At 57.5% G+C, this 18328-nt stretch carries 18 protein-coding genes; 10 read left to right on the top strand and 8 right to left on the bottom strand.

The window, feature by feature from the left end:
- Positions 1-33: 33 nt before the first annotated feature.
- From ACXIZX_RS08520 to ACXIZX_RS08540, 5 genes are all read left to right on the top strand, one after another.
- On the top strand, positions 34-828 hold the full coding sequence (locus tag ACXIZX_RS08520; protein WP_479403947.1) for an SDR family NAD(P)-dependent oxidoreductase: 795 nt from the start codon (positions 34-36) through the stop codon (positions 826-828).
- A 140-nt stretch (positions 829-968) separates the two neighbouring features.
- Positions 969-1325 (top strand): hypothetical protein, encoded by a 357-nt coding sequence (locus tag ACXIZX_RS08525; protein WP_154152305.1) that lies wholly within the window; start codon positions 969-971, stop codon positions 1323-1325.
- 49 nt (positions 1326-1374) lie between these two features.
- A complete protein-coding gene (locus tag ACXIZX_RS08530) occupies positions 1375-3375 on the top strand; it encodes a protein-disulfide reductase DsbD family protein (protein WP_479403948.1) in 2001 nt (666 codons plus the stop codon).
- Positions 3375-4097 (top strand): DsbA family protein, encoded by a 723-nt coding sequence (locus tag ACXIZX_RS08535; protein ID WP_479403949.1) that lies wholly within the window; start codon positions 3375-3377, stop codon positions 4095-4097. The genes ACXIZX_RS08530 and ACXIZX_RS08535 overlap by 1 nt, the downstream gene beginning before the upstream one ends.
- Positions 4094-4591 carry a protein disulfide oxidoreductase gene (locus tag ACXIZX_RS08540; RefSeq protein WP_179451023.1) on the top strand — a complete coding sequence of 166 codons (498 nt, stop codon included), beginning with the start codon at positions 4094-4096 and terminating at the stop codon, positions 4589-4591. Before ACXIZX_RS08535 ends, ACXIZX_RS08540 begins: the two co-directional genes overlap by 4 nt.
- A gap of 16 nt (positions 4592-4607) precedes the next feature.
- On the opposite strand, the gene ACXIZX_RS08545 is transcribed toward ACXIZX_RS08540, so the two are convergent.
- Positions 4608-4937 carry a cupin domain-containing protein gene (locus ACXIZX_RS08545; RefSeq protein ID WP_008110063.1) on the bottom strand — a complete coding sequence of 110 codons (330 nt, stop codon included), beginning with the start codon at positions 4935-4937 and terminating at the stop codon, positions 4608-4610.
- Between the two features lie 128 nt (positions 4938-5065).
- Here ACXIZX_RS08545 and ACXIZX_RS08550 point away from each other — a divergent pair, with 128 nt between their 5' ends.
- A complete protein-coding gene (locus tag ACXIZX_RS08550; protein ID WP_008110061.1) occupies positions 5066-5704 on the top strand; it encodes an RpiB/LacA/LacB family sugar-phosphate isomerase in 639 nt (212 codons plus the stop codon).
- Positions 5705-5773: 69 nt separating this feature from the next.
- Here ACXIZX_RS08550 and ACXIZX_RS08555 read toward each other — a convergent pair whose 3' ends face one another.
- From ACXIZX_RS08555 to ACXIZX_RS08580, 6 genes are read right to left on the bottom strand one after another with little or no spacing between them, the layout of a single operon-like run.
- Positions 5774-6529: an ABC transporter ATP-binding protein gene (locus tag ACXIZX_RS08555; protein WP_061720157.1), complete on the bottom strand. Its 756-nt coding sequence runs from the start codon at positions 6527-6529 to the stop codon at positions 5774-5776.
- Between the two features lie 18 nt (positions 6530-6547).
- Positions 6548-7414, bottom strand: a complete 867-nt coding sequence (locus ACXIZX_RS08560) for an ABC transporter ATP-binding protein (protein ID WP_179451019.1) — start codon at positions 7412-7414, stop codon at positions 6548-6550.
- Positions 7386-8291, bottom strand: coding sequence for an ABC transporter permease (locus ACXIZX_RS08565; RefSeq protein WP_061720102.1), 906 nt, complete (start codon positions 8289-8291; stop codon positions 7386-7388). Before ACXIZX_RS08565 ends, ACXIZX_RS08560 begins: the two co-directional genes overlap by 29 nt.
- Positions 8288-9313 (bottom strand): ABC transporter permease, encoded by a 1026-nt coding sequence (locus ACXIZX_RS08570; protein WP_479403950.1) that lies wholly within the window; start codon positions 9311-9313, stop codon positions 8288-8290. Before ACXIZX_RS08570 ends, ACXIZX_RS08565 begins: the two co-directional genes overlap by 4 nt.
- Complete coding sequence (locus tag ACXIZX_RS08575) at positions 9310-10941, bottom strand: ABC transporter substrate-binding protein (RefSeq protein WP_479403951.1); 1632 nt, start codon at positions 10939-10941, stop codon at positions 9310-9312. Before ACXIZX_RS08575 ends, ACXIZX_RS08570 begins: the two co-directional genes overlap by 4 nt.
- A 60-nt stretch (positions 10942-11001) precedes the next feature.
- Positions 11002-12156: a mandelate racemase family protein gene (locus ACXIZX_RS08580; protein ID WP_179451015.1), complete on the bottom strand. Its 1155-nt coding sequence runs from the start codon at positions 12154-12156 to the stop codon at positions 11002-11004.
- Between the two features lie 323 nt (positions 12157-12479).
- Between ACXIZX_RS08580 and ACXIZX_RS08585 the strand changes: the two genes are divergently transcribed.
- From ACXIZX_RS08585 to ACXIZX_RS08600, 4 genes are all read left to right on the top strand, one after another.
- Entirely contained in the window at positions 12480-13595 is a 1116-nt protein-coding gene (locus ACXIZX_RS08585) for an ABC transporter substrate-binding protein (RefSeq protein ID WP_479403952.1), read from the top strand.
- Between the two features lie 132 nt (positions 13596-13727).
- Positions 13728-14150 (top strand): DUF2231 domain-containing protein, encoded by a 423-nt coding sequence (locus ACXIZX_RS08590; RefSeq protein WP_008110043.1) that lies wholly within the window; start codon positions 13728-13730, stop codon positions 14148-14150.
- Positions 14147-15439, top strand: coding sequence for a PQQ-dependent sugar dehydrogenase (locus ACXIZX_RS08595; protein WP_479403953.1), 1293 nt, complete (start codon positions 14147-14149; stop codon positions 15437-15439). Before ACXIZX_RS08590 ends, ACXIZX_RS08595 begins: the two co-directional genes overlap by 4 nt.
- 590 nt (positions 15440-16029) lie before the next feature.
- Positions 16030-17412, top strand: coding sequence for a M24 family metallopeptidase (locus tag ACXIZX_RS08600; RefSeq protein WP_479403954.1), 1383 nt, complete (start codon positions 16030-16032; stop codon positions 17410-17412).
- A 21-nt stretch (positions 17413-17433) separates the two neighbouring features.
- Here the strand turns inward: ACXIZX_RS08600 and ACXIZX_RS08605 are convergent, their stop codons facing one another.
- Positions 17434-18264 (bottom strand): SDR family oxidoreductase, encoded by an 831-nt coding sequence (locus ACXIZX_RS08605; RefSeq protein WP_479403955.1) that lies wholly within the window; start codon positions 18262-18264, stop codon positions 17434-17436.
- Positions 18265-18328 lie beyond the last annotated feature (64 nt).

Below are 18328 nucleotides of genomic sequence, written 5' to 3' on the forward strand. Positions count from 1 at the left end.
GGCTTTGTGATTACGCTCACAGAGGAAAGCATAATGAATATCGATCTACACGGAAAAACAGCCTTAGTTACCGCATCAACCGGCGGCATCGGTTTTGCCATTGCACAAGGTCTGGCGGCCAGCGGGGCGGAAGTGGTGCTGAACGGGCGCAGCGAAGCCTCGGTGAGTCGTGCGCGCGAGAAGCTCAACGGCTTAGTGGCGGGGGCGAAAATTCACACCTTTATCGCCGATCTCGGCAGTGCGCAAGGTGTTAAGCAACTGCTCAACGGTTTGCCGCCGATCGATATTCTGGTGAATAACGCCGGGATTTACGGTCCGCAAGATTTTTATCAAGTGGATGACGAAACCTGGGATGCCTACTGGCAAACCAACGTGATGTCCGGTGTGCGCCTGTCGCGGGCCTTATTGCCGGAGATGGTGAAACGCGATTGGGGTCGCGTGGTGTTTATTTCCTCAGAGTCGGCGCTGAATATTCCCGCTGATATGCTGCATTACGGCGTGAGTAAAACCGCGCAGTTGTCGTTGGCGCGCGGGCTGGCGAAAGTGGTGGCGGGCAGCGGCGTGACGGTGAACAGCGTGTTGCCGGGCCCAACGCTCTCCGATGGCTTTGCCGCCATGATGGAAGATGAAGTGAAGCGCACCGGTAAGCCGCTGGAAGAGCTGGCGAAAGAGTTTGTGATGGCCCAGCGTCCGAGTTCGGTGATCCAGCGCGCCGCCACGGTGGAAGAGGTGGCGAACATGGTGGTGTACGTTTGTTCGAAACAGGCGTCGGCGACGTCCGGTGCCGCGCTGCGCGTCGATGGCGGCGTGGTGGATGATATTGTTTAGCCGGATGCGGTGATTGACAAGGTCGCCATGAATGGCGACCCTACGACGCTCGCACCACAAAGACAAAAGTTTACACAGCAAAGCTTGGTGTTTCTGCTGCAGATGCTTAAAATGCCCGCACTTTTCTCTGAGGCTGCGGCATGACGATATCGCTATCACGCGCAAAATGGATTCTGGCACTGGTTTGTCTGGTGCTGGCGTTTTGTCTCGTCCAGCGCAGCTTCAATTTGCCTTCCGCACCTTTAGCGCAGGTCAGCGCGTCCGCGCAAACTCACAGCAGTGACGATGCCAGCGGCAGTGAAAAACCCTGTGCGTTGAGCGCCAAATCGCTCAGTGCCGCCGCACCCATCCTTGATACCGCATTGCCTTTCCTGCTGTTGTTGCTGGCGCTGATCGCCACCTTCACACAAACCACCACTTCCGTCGGCTATCGCCGCGCACCGCTGTTTCCGCCTCTGCGACGGCGGCATCTGACCTTCTGCGTCTTCCGGGAATAACACCTGCGCGTTGCATCGCGTAAACCCTGTTATTCACTGGAGAATTCACATGACTGTATTGATCAGGAGCCTGCTGCTCCTGCTGGCGAGCTGCGCGATCACTGCGCAGGCGGCAGACACTGGCTGGCTGCGTAATGCGCAAAATAGCCATGCCGAAGTGCGCCTGCGCAGCGCCAGCCACAACGATAATCAGCAATTGCTGCTGGATATTCGCCTGCAACCCGGCTGGAAAACCTACTGGCGTACGCCAGGCGAAGGCGGCGTTGCGCCGGAAATCCGCTGGCAAACGCCGGAGGTAAAGGCGCAATGGTTCTGGCCTGCGCCTGAGCGTTTTGACGTTAGCGGCTTGACCACCCAAGGCTACAAAGGCGATATCACGCTGCCGATTGAACTGGCGAAACTGTCGAGCCAGCAGCTCGCAGGAACGCTGACACTCTCGACCTGCAGCGACGTCTGCATCCTCACCGACTTCCCGTTCAGCCTCGATCTGACGCAGCCCGCTGACGCCGATTTTGCCCGCGATTTCGCCGAAGCGATGGGACGAATCCCGGCCGCCAGCGGCTTAACCGATCAACTCGACGCCAGCTTTGTGAATGGCGAATTGCAGATTCGCGCACAGCGTCAGGGCGGCTGGCAACAACCTGAACTGTTCTTCGATTATCCGCAGGGCAGCATGCTGGCGGCACCGCAAATCAGTGTCAAAGGCGACACGCTCAGCGCACGCGTGGCGGTCACCGATGAATGGGGCGAAGCGGCTCCGGATCTGCGCGGCAAAACGCTGTCGCTGGTGGTTGCCGATGGTGGGATTGCACAGCAAAGCGCGATTAATATTGGCGCGGAAGCGTTGGTATACGGCGATGGCGCGCAAACCTTCTTGTCGGTGTTGCTGCTGGCGCTGCTCGGTGGCTTGATCCTCAACCTGATGCCGTGCGTATTGCCGGTGCTAGCGATCAAGCTCAGCAGCCTGGTGCAGCAGCAAGGGCAAACGCAGCGTCAGACGCGCCAACAGTTTCTTGCTTCCAGCGCCGGGATCATTTTCTCCTTCCTGCTTTTGGCGCTGCTGATGACCGGACTGCGGCTCAGCGGTCAGGCGCTTGGCTGGGGCATTCAGTTCCAGAGCAGCGGCTTCCTGCTGGTGATGGTGCTGGTGATGTTCCTGTTCAGCGCCAGCCTGTTTGATCTGCTGCATTTCCGCTTGCCGTCGGGTTTGAATACCAAACTGGCGACGCAGGGCGGCGACGGCTTGCTTGGGCATTTCGGCCAGGGCGCGTTTGCCACTTTGCTGGCCACGCCGTGCAGCGCGCCGTTTCTCGGTACAGCGGTGGCTTATGCGCTGACGGCACCGCTGCCGCAGCTGTGGCTGCTGTTTGTCGCGCTCGGCGTCGGCATGAGTTTGCCGTGGCTGCTGGTGGCGGCGTTGCCGGGCATGGCCCGCTGCCTGCCGCGTCCGGGGCGCTGGATGGTGCATCTGCGCAGCGTGCTCGGCCTGTTTATGCTGCTCGCCACCTTCTGGCTGGTGACATTGCTGGTACCGCATTGGGGCAGCACCTTCGCGCTGGTGCTGGCGGGTATGTTACTCGCGGTACTTTGCGGCTGGCTGGTGAAACGTCGCGCGCTGCAGCAGGCGGGGGTGGTGTTTATCACTCTGACGCTGGCTGGTGCGCTATTCCTGATGACGCGCATCACGCCGGAAGAGGAAACGCTGCACTGGCAGCCGCTGACCGAAGCGGCGATCCATCAGGCACTCGAGCAGGATAAACGGGTGTTTGTCGATGTCACCGCCGACTGGTGCATCACCTGCAAAGTGAACAAATCCCGCGTTCTGAATCAGCCCGATGTGCGTGCTGCGCTAAGAGCCGATGACGTGGTGCTGCTGCGCGGTGACTGGACGCAGCCCGATCCCGCCATCGGTGAATTCCTGCGCCGCCGCGACCGCGTGGCAATCCCTTTTAACCAAATTTATGGCCCGGCACTGCCGCAAGGCCAGATTTTGTCACCGCTGCTGAGTCGTGAAGCGGTGATCTCCACTCTCTCTGAGGCGAAAAAATAATGAAGAAATCCCTGTTACTGCCACTGATGTTCCTTGCCATGCCTGCACTGGCGGCCGCGCCTTTTACTCCTGAGCAGGAAGCGCGCATCAAAGAGCTGATCCGTGAAACCCTGGTGCAGAATCCGTCAATTCTGGCGGAAGCGGCTGATGCGTTTGATAAAGAGGCCGCACAACAGCAGCAAAATGTGGTGGCGCAGATGGTGAAGAAAAACCATGACGCGTTGTTCAACGATGCAGGTTCACCGCGCATCGGTGCTGAAAAACCGGCGCTGACGCTGGTCTATTTCACCGATTACAACTGCGTGTTCTGCAAGAAGTTTGAAGCCGATATCGAAAAACTGCTGAAATCGTATCCGCAGGTTGCGGTGGTGATTAAACCGCTGCCGTATCGCTCTGAAACCTCACTCACCTCGGCGCGTCTGGCGCTCACTGTGTGGGAGCAGCAGCCGAAAAACTTCCTTAAATTGCATGAACGTTTGATGGCGAAAAAGGGCAATCACGATACCGCCAGCATTGACGCGGCGCTGGAGAAAACCGGCATCAAGCTGAAAGAGCCAAGCAAAGTGAGCCTCGACACCATCAACAGCAACCTGACACTGGCGCAGCAGCTCGGCGTGCAAGGTACGCCAGCGACGCTGGTGGGCGACCAGATGATCAGCGGCGCGGTGCCGTATGAGCAACTGGAAGCGGCAGTGAAAGGCGCGCTGCAGGCAAAGCCATGAGTCGACTAAAGCGCTGGCTGCGTGAGGCGCTGCTATTGGTGCTGATTGTCGCGGCGGCGCTGTGGGGCATGGATTGGCTGCGCGCGCCGCAGCTGCCTGCCGACCTGGCGCAACAGCCGCTCACCTCGCTGCAAGGCGAGGTCAATCTGGCGGAGCTCAGTCAGGATCGGCCATTGCTGGTTTACGTCTGGGCAACCTGGTGCGGCGTATGCAAACTCACCACGCCAACTGTGGCGGCGATGAGCCAGCAAGGTTACAAGGTGGCGAGTATTGCGCTGCGATCCGGTAACGATACGCGCGTAGCAACCTGGCTGGAAAAGAAAGGGCTGCAAGGCGTGGCGATCAATGATGAGAGCGGGGCGATCGGCCAGCGCTGGGATATTCAGGCCACGCCGACCTTTATCGTGCTGCATCAGGGCAAAGTCATCAGCACCAGCAGCGGCTGGACCAGCGCTTGGGGGCTGAAGCTGCGCCTCTGGTGGGCTTCCCGCTAGTCTCTCTGGCGGCACGTTACGGTGCCGCCAGAAAATCCTCGCGCTGCGGCGTAAAGGTATCCAGCAATACGCCCGCTTCCAGACACACGCAGCCGTGCACAATGTTCGGCGCTTTATACAGCGTATCGCCGGCGCTGACTTCTTTGGTCACGCCATCAATGGTGAAGGCAAAACGTCCGGACAGCACGTAGGTGAGCTGCTCATGCGGATGATGATGCAACGGACCAACAGCATCCTGCTCAAAGGTGACTTCCACCGCCATCATGGTGCCGCCGTGCGCCAGAATTCGGCGCGTCACGCCGTTGCCTAAATCGTCCAGTTGGGTTGCGCTTTTATAGATAAACATGGTTTCTCCTTGCAGGTTGCATCGTCAATGTGTGACTTAACTCACAGTCAAAAAGGCATTTAAAGGCTGCATTTTAACGATCTTTGATTAAAATGAAACGGTGTTTCAATTTAATCTGAGGATGGATCATGAAAATCGCTTTGATGATGGAAAACAGCCAGGCTGCGAAGAACGCAACGGTGTTGAAAGAGCTTCAGTCTGTGGCGCAACCGCTCGGGCATCAGGTGTTTAACGTCGGTATGAGCGACGAACAGGATCACCATCTTACCTATATTCACCTCGGCATCATGGCCAACGTACTGCTTAACAGCAAAGCGGTGGACTTCGTGGTAGCTGGTTGCGGCACCGGCCAGGGTGCGCTGATGTCGCTGAACCTGCATCCCGGCGTGGTGTGCGGTTACTGCATCGATCCTGCTGATGCCTATCTGTTTGCGCAAATCAATAACGGTAATGCGCTGTCGCTGCCGTTCGCCAAAGGCTTTGGCTGGGGCGCGGAACTGAACCTGCGCTTTATCTTCGAAAAAGCCTTCACCGGCGAAAAAGGTCACGGCTATCCGCCAGAGCGCAAAGAACCCCAGGTGCGCAACGCAGGTATCCTGAACGAGGTGAAAGCCGCGCTGTTGAAAGAGAATTACCTCGATTCACTGCGCGCCATCGATCCTGAACTGGTGAAGACCGCTGTAAGCGGCCCGCGCTTGCAGCATTGCCTTTTTGAGCATGGGCAGAATCAGGAGATCGTGGGTTTTGTACGTGAACTGACACAGTAATTTTCCGATGTTGTTCGTAGGGTGCGCATTTATGCGCACCTGGTAAAGTGGTCGCCATAAACGGCGACCCTACGCCAAAACCCCGTTATCCTGCCGGCTCGCATCCACCAGCATCTGCGTATAGGCCACCTGCGCGCGATTGTGCACCAGCGCATCGACATCCAGCGTCTCCAGCACTTTGCCGTGCTGCATCACCGCCACGCGATGGCACAAATGCGCCACCACGCCGAGATCGTGCGTCACCATCAAATAGGTTAGCTTCTCCTGCTGCTGCAAATCGCTGAGCAGATTGAGGATCTCCGCTTGCACCGACACATCCAGCGCTGAGGTTGGTTCATCCAGCAGCAGCACACGCGGTTCCAGAATCAGCGCGCGGGCAATCGCGACACGCTGGCGCTGGCCGCCGGACAACTGGTGCGGATAGCGGGTTTGCCATGCGCGATTAAGGCCGACTTTCTCCAGCATGGCGATAACGCGCTGCTGGCGCTGACCGATGCCGTGAATCTGCAGCGGCTCCTCAAGAATATCGCCGATGGTGTGACGCGGATGCAGCGATCCGTAGGGATCCTGAAACACCATCTGCACGCTGCGGCAGCGCTCGCGGGCGATACGATGTTCGAGCGGCACGCCATCAATCGCCAGCTCGCCGTGCCAGTGGGTGAACAGCCCGGCAAGGCACTTCAATACTGTGGTTTTGCCCGATCCCGACTCGCCAACCAGGCCAAAGATTTCACCCTCGCGAATCGACAAATTGACGTCGAACAGCACCTGATTACGCCGCTCCTCCTCACCGAAACTGAGGTTGAGATTACTTACGCGGATCATCTCGTTCATCATTGCTCCTTAGGATTGCAGCCAACTGGCTTGACGTTGCAGCACCGGCAGACGGGCGCGACGTTGATCCATATCCGGCAGCGCGGCGAGTAGGCCTTGCGTATAGGGATGCTGCGCCTGATTGAGCTCGCTGGCCGCCAGCGACTCCACCACGCGCCCGGCATACATCACCAATACGCGGTCACAGAAGCGGCGCACCAGATTGATGTCGTGACTGATAAAAATCAGCCCCAGACCGCGCTGTTTAACCAAATCGTCCAGTAGCGCCAATACCTGCAAACGCACCGACACATCCAGCGCCGAAGTGGGTTCATCGGCAATCAGCAGTTCAGGATCGGTAATCAGCATCATGGCGATCATCACGCGCTGGCCCTGACCGCCGGAAATTTCGTGCGGATAACATTGGTAGATGCGGCCCGGATCGCGTACCTGCACCACTTCGAGCATCTCCATCGCTCGCTGCCGCGCAACCTCGCGCTGGCCGGGATGATGACTGCGCCAGGCTTCAGCAATCTGCTCGCCCACACGCACCACCGGATTCAGCGAGTATTTCGGGTCCTGCATAATCATTGAGATGCGCTTACCGCGAATGGCGCGCATCTGTGCTGGCGTGGCGCGCAGCAGATCCACGTCACCAAACTGCATGCGCTGTGCCGTAACCTGCGCGCTGCGCGGATGCAGCTGTAACAGCGCTCGGCCCACGGTGGATTTGCCGGAACCGGATTCACCGACAATCGCCAGTTTCTCCTTGCCCAACTGGAAGGAGATGCCGCGCACGGCGGGCGTCACCAGTCGACCATTGACGAAATTGACCTGTAAATCCTGCACGTCAAGCAATGGTGCAGCGCTATTCGCTGCGGGGATCGAGGATGTCACGTAAGCCATCTCCTAAGAAGTTGAACGCTAAGCTATTGATCAGAATCGCCAGACCCGGCACCGTCACCACCCACCAACACTCCAGCATGTAAGTGCGGCCGCTGGCGATCATCGCACCCCATTCCGGATCCGGTGGCTGGGCGCCCAAACCGAGAAAACCGAGTCCGGCAGCAGTCAGGATGATGCCCGCCATATTCATGGTGATGCGGATGATTACCGACGGCAGGCACAGCGGCACAATGTGCTTCCACAAAATGCGCAGTGAAGAGGCGCCCTGTAAGCGCACCGCGGAGACAAAATCGGCCTGGCGCAGCGACAGCGCTTCGGCGCGCGCCAGTCGCGCAATCGGCGGCCAGGCGGTGAGGGTAATGGCGATCACCACATGCTCCAGTCCCGGACCGAGCGCGGCGACAAACGCCAGCGCCAGCACCAGGCTCGGAAAGGAGATGAAGATATCGGTGACGCGCATCAACACGCTATCGACTTTGCCGCCGAAGTAACCGGCGGTGACGCCGAGCAGCAAACCCAGCGGGCCAACGGTGATCGACACCAGCAGCACGATATACAGCGTGATGCGCGCGCCCCACACCAGACGGCTGAAGATGTCGCGGCCAAACTCATCGGTGCCAAACCAGTGCTGCGCGTTCGGCGGCGTCAGCGCATTGTTGAGATCCTGAATCAGTGGATGGTAGGGTGCGATCCACGGTGCGAACAGCGCCACTATCAGCAGCAGCAAAATGATGCCGCCGCCAATCGCGGTTAACGGGTTGCGCGCCATCTGCCAGAGAAAATGGCCGATACGTGCGCCGGTGCGGCGACAGCGCGCCAGCCGTTCGCGCGTCTGGCTGGCTAACGGCGTATCGAGAGAAATCGTCATACTTTGGTCCTCGGATCGAACACCTGATAGAGCAGGTCAGAGAGAAGATTGAGCAGCACGAAAATCAGGCCGACCACCAGCACGCAGCCCATCACCGCATTCATATCGCCGAGCATCAAACTGCCGGTGAGATAGGAACCAAAACCGGGCCACGAGAACACGGTTTCAATCAGCACCGCGCCCTCCAGCAGCGAGCCGTACGCCAGCGCTACCACCGTCAGCAGCTGCACCAGAATATTGCGGAACGCGTGCTGCCAAATCACCTGCCATTCGCTGAGGCCTTTCACCCGCGCCGTCAAAATGAACTCCTGCGACAGCTGCGCCAGCATGAAGCTGCGCGTCATACGGCTGATGTAAGCCAGCGAGTGAAAGCCGAGCAGCGACGCGGGCAGAATCAGATGATTGAGCGCATTGCTGAACACCGTGAAGTTGCCCACCAGCAAGGCGTCAATGAGCAGAAAACCGGTGCGACGCGGCACAATGCCATCAAGACTGAAATCAACACGCCCGGCGCCGCCGACCCAGCCGAGATGGGCATAAAACAGCAGCAAGCCAACCATACCTACCCAGAAGATCGGCGTGGAGTAACCCGCCAGGCTGATGATGCGCACCAGATAGTCAATCACGCTGTTGCGGCGCGCGGCGGCCCACACGCCCAGCGGGACGCCGAGGCCGGTACCGATCACAATCGCCAGCGTTGCCAGTTCCACCGTGGCCGGGAAGACGCGCAGGATATCGTTGATCACCGGTTGTCCGGTCAGCAGCGCCAGCCCGAGGTTGCCGTGCAGCAGGCCTTGCAGATAGATACCAAACTGCACCCACAGCGGTTTATCGAAGCCGAGCTGGTGATAAACCTGCTGATAGGTGTTGTGATCGGCATCCGGCCCGACAATCGCCAGCACCGGATCGAGCGGCATCACGCGTCCGATAAAAAAGGTCAGCAGCAGCAGGCCAAACAGCGTGATCGCGACCTGCAAACTGCGGCTACGCAGGCGTCGCCAGTGGCTTTTTGTTAGCTTCATTGCGCACCTCCAGCCAGGCTGTCTGGCGTTTTCCAAACGTCACGCAGGAAAGTGGTGGCCGACGGATGCGGCACGTAATCCTGCACGCGATTATTCACCACCACCGAATCGGTCATTTGCGAGATTGGCATCAGCGCCGGAATCAGCTGGTCGTAGCGCTGCTGGATGGCGAAGTAATCCTGCTGTTGCTGTTTTACATCGCGCTCCAGCAGCGCTTTATCGATCATGCTGTTCAGCTGCGCGTCATAAAAACCGGTGCGCCAGCCCTGAAAATTGGTGAGTCGCGCGCTATCGGCATTATTCGGGTTATACACCAGCGCGCGCAGGCTGGAGTGCGGATGCGGCTCCACGCCGCTGCCGCCGCGTCCCACCAGCAGGTTGAACTGGCGTTCCCGCATTGCACCGTAAATCTGGTTGCCGGTGCCGGTGATGATTTTGGCGCGAATCCCGCCCTGCATTAGCGTGGACTGAATCGCAATCGCGACATTAAGGAACGGCTGATCGGCCAGCACGCGCAGCGTGGTATCAAAACCGTTGGGATAACCGGCGGCGGCGAGCAGCGCTTTGGCGCGTGGCACATCCAGCTTGTAGCCCGGATCGGGTAACGTTGCCGGCATGCCGGATTGAATCGGCCGCTGATGCAGCGTGCCGTAACCGGCCATCAGCGTTTTGTTAATTCCCTGATAATCCACCAGATAACGCAGCGCTTCGCGCACCTGCGGATTGGCGAAGTGATCGTCCTTCATGCTCATCGCCAGGTAATAAATCGTGCCTTTTTGTACCGCGTCGATGGTGAGGTCGGGATCGTGGCACAGCGCTTTCACGTCGGGGATCGCCATATTGCTGGCGATATCAAGATCGCCTTTCTCCATCATCAGGCGCAAGGTTTGCGACTCCTGCAGATGACGGAACACCACGCGCGTCAGCTTCGGCGCACCGCGCCAATAGTTGGCATCACGGCTGATGCGCAGCACATCTTTGGCCTGCCACACATCCAGGCGGAACGGCCCGGAACCCGCTTCGTGGGTGGTGAGCCAGCGATTGCCCCAATCGTTATTCACCGCCTGCGCCTGCACAGTTTTGCTATCGAGCACCACCATGCTGCCGAGCGCCGCCAGCGAGTAGAGCACCAGCTTGGGATCGTTAGGCTTGGGCAGGCGAATCACCACCGTGCGCGCGTCTGGCCCGGTGATCATCTGATCCACGTTCTCTTTACTGAAGCCGTAAGATTTCCATACCGACGCCTGCGCGAGATTAAGGTGCAGCACGCGGCGCATCGACCAAATCACATCGGCGCTACTCAGTGCATTGCCGGAGTGGAAGGTGACATTGTCACGCAGGTGGAAGGTGAGTTGACGGTTGTCGGGGCTGATCTCCCAACGCTCCGCCAGCGCGGGGCGCACGTTGGTGAGCTGTTGCGGATCTAACTCGACTAAACCGTCATAGAGATTAACCACAATGCCGACCACTTCGTTGCCGGTCATGGCGGCGGGATCGAGCGTGAGTAAGTTGTTCATGTTCATGCCCACAATTAGCTGGTCGTCTGGCGTGGACGCCAACAGCGACGGGCTACAGGTGAGCAACAGCAGCGCGGCGCACCACGCTCTGCATGGGTTCATCAGGTTCATAAGCAAAGTCCAGCAGGTCAGAGGTTTATAGTTTTTTGCCGTACTGCTTGTGTTGGGCGCTTACCAGCGATTTAGCGTGTGCGTCTCAATCCACGCGAAATTGATATCCTCCCCAAGTCCAGGGCGCGTTGGCAGATGCACAAAACCGTCGGCATCCATCGGATCAACCAGCGCGTTGAGATAGGCGGGTGGCTGTTCGTAATCAAGGAACGGATGCAGCAGACCGCGTTCGTACCAGCGGCAGTTGCGGATGGCGCCAACCACCGCGATGCTGGCGGCGCCGTTGCCGTGCACTTCGCAATCCATACCAAAGGCTTCGGCCAGGCTGGCGACCTTCATGGTGGCCGAGATGCCGCCAACGCCGTTCGCACCGGCGCGCAGAATGTCGCAGGCACCGGCACGCACCCAATCGGCGCGGCTGTGGTGTTTGCCGCCGAGACTTTCCGGGCCGAGCACATCAATGCTGAGGTTTTCCGCCAGCCACGCGTACGACGCCATGCTTTCTTCTTCCATCGGCTCTTCGAACCAGGCGAAATTGAGTTTTTCCAGCGCTTTACCGATGGTGAGCGCATCGCTGCGGCTGTACCAGTGATAGCCGTCGAGCATCAGGGCGATGTCTGGACCAACCGCTTCGCGCACCGCTGCGCAGGCTTTGATGTCCATTTGTGGACTTGGCGCGAACGACACCGGCGGCATCCAGGTGTGCAGTTTGATAGCTTGATAACCGCGCGCGACCAGCTTTTCGGCAAACTGCGCGTATTCATCGGGTGTGGATAAACCGCCTTCCAGTTCATCGCCGCACATGGTGCTGCCGTATGCAGGAATTTTCTCGCGATAACCGCCAAGCAACTTATGCACCGGCTGCTTGAGTTTGCGGCCAATCAAATCCCACAGCGCCTGTTCCACCGCCGATAACGCGCGTTCGGTGAGCTGATGGGCGCTACCGCGCTGCCAGTGCACCAAATCCTGCCACAGACGTTCGCGATCAAAGGCATTTTGCCCAATCAGCACTTTGCGGAAGAAGGCGTTCACCACGTGCGGACGAATCACTTCGGCCGGGGCGAAGCTGTAGCCGCAATCGCCATCTTCGCTGGTGATGGTTAGCAGCGCCATTTGCGCATCGGTCTCTGCGCCGGGATGCGAATGTCCGGCGCTGTCAGAGACGCGGCGCGTAGGGTAGCTAAACAGGGTGACATCAATGGCACTGATCTTCACGGTAACTCCTCCTTCAACTCGGTAGCTTGCCCAGCTGGGCATTAACATAAAAAATAAAACGCCGTTTCATTTTGTAATTTAGCGTTCACATTTTGTTTACGCATTAGCCAAAGCGCGGGATAGCGCGGCGATTAATTGGGCATTTGCCCGGTGCGCTGTGAGGTTTTTCACGAATGAAGGGCATTTTGTGAGCGATTGCACAGTGGGAAATCTCTGAGTGAATGTAAAAAAATGTGTCTCCGGGGCTTTTCATTTGCTGTCAGCCAGGTAATAGTGACGCCGCGAAATTTTAATAATAATCATTATCATTCCGGGTCGATCAAATGAAAAAATGGCTGTTAGCACTGGGGTTACTGGCGGTGGCGAGTCACGCTTCTGCTAAAACGATTACCGATGTGGCTGGACGACAGGTTGAAGTCAAAGAAGAATCCAAACGCATTATTCTCGGCGAAGGGCGCCAGATGTATCTGCTGGCGGCGTTTGATACTGCTGCGCCGTTCCAGCGCGTGGTGGGCTGGCGCGACGATTTCCATAAAGCCGATTACGACGGCTATATGGCGTATGAGAAGAAATATCCGCAGATCAAAAAGCTGCCGACCTTTGGTGGCGCGAAAGATGGCACCTTTAACGTCGAGCAGGCGCTGACGCTGAAGCCGGATTTAGTGCTGATGAACCTCGAATCTAAAGCCGCGACCGACGAAGGCAAGCTGATCGAGAAGTTACAAGCGGTGGGCGTGCCGGTGGTGTTTATCGACTTCCGTGAGAAGCCGATGGAACATGCTGAGCAAAGCATTCGCATCATGGGCGAGCTGGTCAACAATCCGCAGCGCGCCGAAGAGATTGTGGCGTTCCGCCGTGCGCAAATCGCCAGGGTGACCGATCGTCTGAAGAACTTTAACGGTACGCGCCCGAAAGTGATGATTGATCGCGCCGGCGGCTACACCGACGAGTGCTGCATGTCGTTTGGTAACGAGAACTTTGGGCAGATGGTGGAACTGGCGGGCGGCAGCAATATTGCCAAAGACCTGATTCCGGGCACCTTTGGCACGCTCAATCCAGAACAAATCATCGCCAGCCGTCCCGATGTGGTGGTGGTAACCGGTGCGAACTGGAAAAACTACAACACCGTCGGCAAATGGGTCGGCGTGGGCCCCGGTGCAGATGTGAAAGAAGCGACGGCGCGTTTACAGCTGCTGATGATGCGTGACGCCTTCAAAACGCTGCCGGTAGCGCATAACGGTAACGCGCATGCCATCTGGCATCAGTTCTACGACAGCCCGTATCAGTTTGTCGCGATTCAGGCGCTGGCGAAGTGGCTGCATCCTGAACTGTTTGCCGATCTCGATCCGGACGCCACGTTCCGTGAGTTCCACGAAAAGTTCCTGCCATTGCCCTATCAGCCGGGTTATTGGGTAAGCCTGCCGGCAGATAAGTCTTAAGTTTGAACGTGTTAGATAAGTGTTAAACGTTACTGTTTATCTTTACTAATATTTCACAGGTGGTGGCACGTTGTTTCAGTAAAGCGAAACGCGTGCACCATCTGATGTTAATACGGTAAAAGGGAGAGAGTAATGTTTCATACCTCAGGAAGATCGGTGTTCGGTGTGACGTTGTATACGCTGCTGGAACCGTTGCCGCTGGGCTTTTTTGTTGCCGCCTGGTTTTTCGATATCCTCTATTTGCAAACCTTCGTCATCATGTGGACCAAATCGGCCAGCTGGCTGATCACCATTGGTCTGGTGCTGGCTATCCTGCCACGATTAATCAGTTTGGTTTATTTATTCCGTGGCGCGCGGCCGAATGAGAAAACCCATTTCTGGTTGTCGCTGCTGGCAATCGTGCTGGCGGTGGTTAATGCCTTTATTCACAGCCGCGATGCTTACGCAGTGGTGCCACTGGGCGTGACGCTGTCGACGCTGGTGGTGGCGCTGCTGCTGATCGCTAACGTGCAGCTGGTGTTGCGCGAACGTCGCACACAAGGAGGTCGCGTATGAAATACTTACTCAGCGCGGTAGCCATCGCGATGCTGCTTAGCGCCTGTGACGACGGGGCGCTGATCGATCCTCAAAAGCAGATTGGTCCAAATCCTGAACTGCCGCAGGCGCAGAACTTCTTTATGCCGCCGATGCAGGTGCCGGAAGGCACGCCGTGGAAAGCCGGTGAAATGCCGAAAGTGGCGGATGGGTTGAAGATCGAAAAGATCGCCGAAAATCTGCAGCATCCGCGTCAGGTACTGGTGCTGCCGAATAATGATGTGCTGGTGGCGGAATCTAATGGTATGGCTAAAACCATCAGCGCGCCCAAAGAGTTGATCATGGGACTGGTGCAGAAAGCGTCCGGTAAAGGCGGCGCGGGCGGTAATCGCATCACCTTGTTGCGTAACGTTAACGGCAAATGGGAACAGCATCGCTTCATCGAAAATCTGACCGCACCGTTTGGCATGCAGCTGGTGGGCAACACCTTGTATGTGGCGAATGCCGATAGCCTGGTGAAATTCCCGTATGAGACCGGGCAAACCGAGATCCGCACACCGCCGGTGGAAGTGACCGAACTGCCGGGCGGGCCGATTAACCATCACTGGACCAAATCGCTGCTCGCCAGCCCCGACGGCAGCAAGCTGTATGTTGGGGTGGGATCGAACAGTAACGTGACGGAAAACGGCATTGGCGAAGAGTATCGCCGTGCGGCGGTGCTGGAAGTGGATGCGGCCAGCGGTGCCAGCCGGATTTATGCCAGCGGCCTGCGCAATCCAACCGGCTTACAGTGGGAGCCGCAAAGCGGCAAGCTGTGGGCTGTCGTCAATGAACGCGACGAGATCGGTTCGGATTTAGTGCCAGATTACCTGACGTCGGTGCAGGACAAAGGCTTTTACGGCTGGCCGTACAGCTATTATGGTCAGCACGTGGATGAACGCGCGCAGCCGCAAAGGCCAGATTTGGTGGAGAAAGCGATCAAACCGGATTACGCCCTGAGCTCACACGTTGCACCGCTCGGCCTGTTGTTCTATGGCGCGGATAATATGCCGCAGTATCGCGGTGGCGCGTTTATCAGCGAACACGGCAGCTGGAACCGCACGCCGCTCAACGGCTATCAGGTGGTGTGGGTGAAATTCGAGAACGGGAAACCGGTAGGGCAGCCACAGCCGGTAGTGACCGGTTTCCTGACGGACGATCAGAAGCAGGTGCGCGGTTTGCCGGTGGGTTTAGCCACCGATCAGCAGGGCGGCGTGTTGATTGCCGATGATGCGGGAAATACCATTTGGCGTATCAGTTCCGCCAGATAATCAATCGCGGGCAATAAAAAAGGATTTGGCATTAAGCCAAATCCTTTTTTTTATATTCGCTAACCGGCTGGTAACCGCGCCGCGAACGGGGTGCTCAGCACTCCTCACAAAGGCGATAATAAAATGTGCGGCGATATATTTCAAGTTTTGCCATAATACTGTATGGTTATACAGGTGTTGAGTGACGAGCGAAGCCTCATTGTTTTTCTGATGACTCCAGGGGCGCGGATAGTCAAATCCCGGCAGGTTTCAGGTGGTGCTGGCCTGTGGCTTTTACAATGAGAGCCGCTCAGCACTCCTCACAATTGTGCTTAGGCGGTCGGCGGGTGGAGTCAAAGCCCCGGCAGCTGAAAGGCGCGCTCCTCTCAGAGGAGAAGGAAAGTGATGGAACTTGTTCGATTGCTGCTGGACATCGTCCGCATCATTCTTCAAATCATCGTTGCCCTTTTGCAACTGACCGGTCAGGCACACTGATCGGAACTTGAGACAAGGCGGAGCTCACCCCTCCGCCTTTTTTCGTTTGGATCAAAATCCGCTGCGCTAAAAACGCTAATATCCTCAACTCATTCTGTAATGCGAGGAAGTGCATCATGGCAATCACGTTTGGGCCGATTAGCGCGCCGGTGAAGTTTAGCGACGTTGAACCGGTTTTTCTCACCGATGATACGCTGCAGGCGCGAAAAAACGCGCTGCTGGCGGGCATGCAGCGCGAGGGTTTTGACTGGCTGGTGATTTATGCCGACAAGGAACACGGCGGCAATTTCGAATATCTCACCGGATTTATCCCGCGTTTCGAAGAAGGGTTGCTGCTGCTGAATCAGTCCGGGGATTGCACGCTGGTACTGGGTAACGAAAACCTCAAAATGGCGCGCTTCTCACGCACCTCTGCTGCGCTGGTGCACACGCCATACTTCTCGCTACCCAATCAGCCCATGGACAATGAAGCGCCGCTGGAAAGCCTGTTCAAAGACGCTGGCTTAGCCAACGGCGATAAAGTCGGGCTGGTGGGCTGGAAGATGTTTACGCCCGCCGCGGGCAATGGGCGCGCTATGTTTGATCTGCCGTATTTTATCGTCGACGCCATCCAGCGCACGCTCAGCGATAACGCCTTATTAGAAAATGCCATCCACTTGTTTATTGGCGATCACGGCGCGCGCACTACCTGCAATGCCAATGAAATCGCGCATTACGAATATGGCGCAAACCTCGCATCAAATTGCATGCTGGAGGCGCTAAATGCCATCGAGGTGGGCGTGCGTGAAACCGAGTTGGGCGCGTTACTTCAGGCGGAAGGGCAATGCAACACGGTGGTGACCATCGCCGCGACCGGCAGCCGTTTCGACAAGGCGAATCTCTATCCGACTTACAAAAAAGTGCAACGCGGCGATCCGCTCTCGCTGACCACCGCTTTCAAAGGCGGGCTCTCCAGCCGCAGCGGTTTTGTCATTGCCGATCAACGCGAACTGCCGTCAGGCCAGCAAGATTATCTGGATCGCATCGCCAAACCCTATTTCTCGGCGGTGGTGGCGTGGCTGGAAAATATTCGCTGCGGCATGAGCGGCGGGGCACTGTATGCGCTGGTCGAGCAGGTGTTACCAAAAGAGCGCTTCGGCTGGCATCTCAATCCGGGACATCTGGTGGCGGATGAAGAGTGGATGTCTTCGCCGATTTATCATCATTCCACCGAATTGCTCAAAAGCGGCATGATGCTGCAAATTGATATCATCCCATCGGTGCCGGGCTACAACGGTGCCAGCGCCGAAGAGTGCGTGCTGCTGGCTGATGCGGCGCTGCAAAGCGACATCCGCAATCAATATCCGGCGCTGTGGCAACGCATCGAAACCCGCCGCCGTTATTTGCGGGAAACCATCGGCATTCAGTTCAGCGATGAAATCTTGCCGTTATCGAATAGCGTGGGGTATTTAAGGCCGTTCTTTTTAGCCAAAGATCTCGCGTTGAGCGTGGAGCAATAATCATCGGATTTGGTGTGGCGATCATTTTGCTGGCTTGAGATCGCCATACCAATAAGAAGCGGTAACACCACCATCCATCAGGAAATCACTGCCGGTAATAAAGGTGCCTTCCGGCCCCATCAGCAGTGCGGCGACCACCGCCACTTCATCCGGTGAACCGCCGCGACCCACCGGAGAGCGCTCAAGCATGTCGCGATAGCCCGCGCCACGCGGTCCCGAAAGCTCATCATTGGCCAGCGGCGTGTAGATGATGCCGGGACTGATGGTATTGACGCGCGCGCCCCGTTTGCCCCATTTCACCGCTTCCGCCATCACACGCAGCGCATTGCCACGTTTGGAATATTGATACGCCAGCAGGGAATCGCTGATGTTATCTGCCTGCAGAAACGGCAGATCGAGCAGCGCTTCGGTCGGTGTGGTGGCGAGGGCTTCATTCTGCTCCACCGAAAGCGGCGGCAGGCGATGTCCGGATTGCGAAGCGATCACAATCCCCGATCCGCCTGGCGCAATTACGGCACCAAACTCCTCGAGCACCACCGCCGTGCCGTAGAGGTCAACTTGCATGATGGTGGCAGATGAAGCCTGTGAAGGCGACACGCCAGCGGAGTGGATAACGCCTTTGATCGCACCCAGCGAACCTGCCAGCTTGACCAGTTCCTGAATGGATTGCCGTAAAGAGACATCCACCTGTGCGGTGTTAACCACAAAACCGGCATCGCGCAGCGTCTTTGCGGCGGCCTCGGTATTTTCAGGACGCAGGTCGGCCAGCAGAATCACTTTCCCCTGGCTCACCCGACGCGCGATTGCTTGCCCAATCGATCCGGCACCGATAACCACATATACTTCTTTCATATCCACTCCTGAAGTTAGCTTGATTTAACGTCAATCACTATAAGCGCTCAGGGCGCAGCTGACT

It is taken from the genome of Candidatus Pantoea symbiotica (assembly GCF_056491525.1).

Coding starts and splice junctions, on each gene's coding strand:
- ACXIZX_RS08520 (WP_479403947.1), top strand. CDS start 34: ATGAATATCGATCTACACGGAAAAACAGCCTTAGTTACCGCATCAACC.
- ACXIZX_RS08525 (WP_154152305.1), top strand. CDS start 969: ATGACGATATCGCTATCACGCGCAAAATGGATTCTGGCACTGGTTTGT.
- ACXIZX_RS08530 (WP_479403948.1), top strand. CDS start 1,375: ATGACTGTATTGATCAGGAGCCTGCTGCTCCTGCTGGCGAGCTGCGCG.
- ACXIZX_RS08535 (WP_479403949.1), top strand. CDS start 3,375: ATGAAGAAATCCCTGTTACTGCCACTGATGTTCCTTGCCATGCCTGCA.
- ACXIZX_RS08540 (WP_179451023.1), top strand. CDS start 4,094: ATGAGTCGACTAAAGCGCTGGCTGCGTGAGGCGCTGCTATTGGTGCTG.
- ACXIZX_RS08545 (WP_008110063.1), bottom strand. CDS start 4,937: ATGTTTATCTATAAAAGCGCAACCCAACTGGACGATTTAGGCAACGGC.
- ACXIZX_RS08550 (WP_008110061.1), top strand. CDS start 5,066: ATGAAAATCGCTTTGATGATGGAAAACAGCCAGGCTGCGAAGAACGCA.
- ACXIZX_RS08555 (WP_061720157.1), bottom strand. CDS start 6,529: ATGATCCGCGTAAGTAATCTCAACCTCAGTTTCGGTGAGGAGGAGCGG.
- ACXIZX_RS08565 (WP_061720102.1), bottom strand. CDS start 8,291: ATGACGATTTCTCTCGATACGCCGTTAGCCAGCCAGACGCGCGAACGG.
- ACXIZX_RS08570 (WP_479403950.1), bottom strand. CDS start 9,313: ATGAAGCTAACAAAAAGCCACTGGCGACGCCTGCGTAGCCGCAGTTTG.
- ACXIZX_RS08575 (WP_479403951.1), bottom strand. CDS start 10,941: ATGAACCTGATGAACCCATGCAGAGCGTGGTGCGCCGCGCTGCTGTTG.
- ACXIZX_RS08585 (WP_479403952.1), top strand. CDS start 12,480: ATGAAAAAATGGCTGTTAGCACTGGGGTTACTGGCGGTGGCGAGTCAC.
- ACXIZX_RS08590 (WP_008110043.1), top strand. CDS start 13,728: ATGTTTCATACCTCAGGAAGATCGGTGTTCGGTGTGACGTTGTATACG.
- ACXIZX_RS08595 (WP_479403953.1), top strand. CDS start 14,147: ATGAAATACTTACTCAGCGCGGTAGCCATCGCGATGCTGCTTAGCGCC.
- ACXIZX_RS08600 (WP_479403954.1), top strand. CDS start 16,030: ATGGCAATCACGTTTGGGCCGATTAGCGCGCCGGTGAAGTTTAGCGAC.
- ACXIZX_RS08605 (WP_479403955.1), bottom strand. CDS start 18,264: ATGAAAGAAGTATATGTGGTTATCGGTGCCGGATCGATTGGGCAAGCA.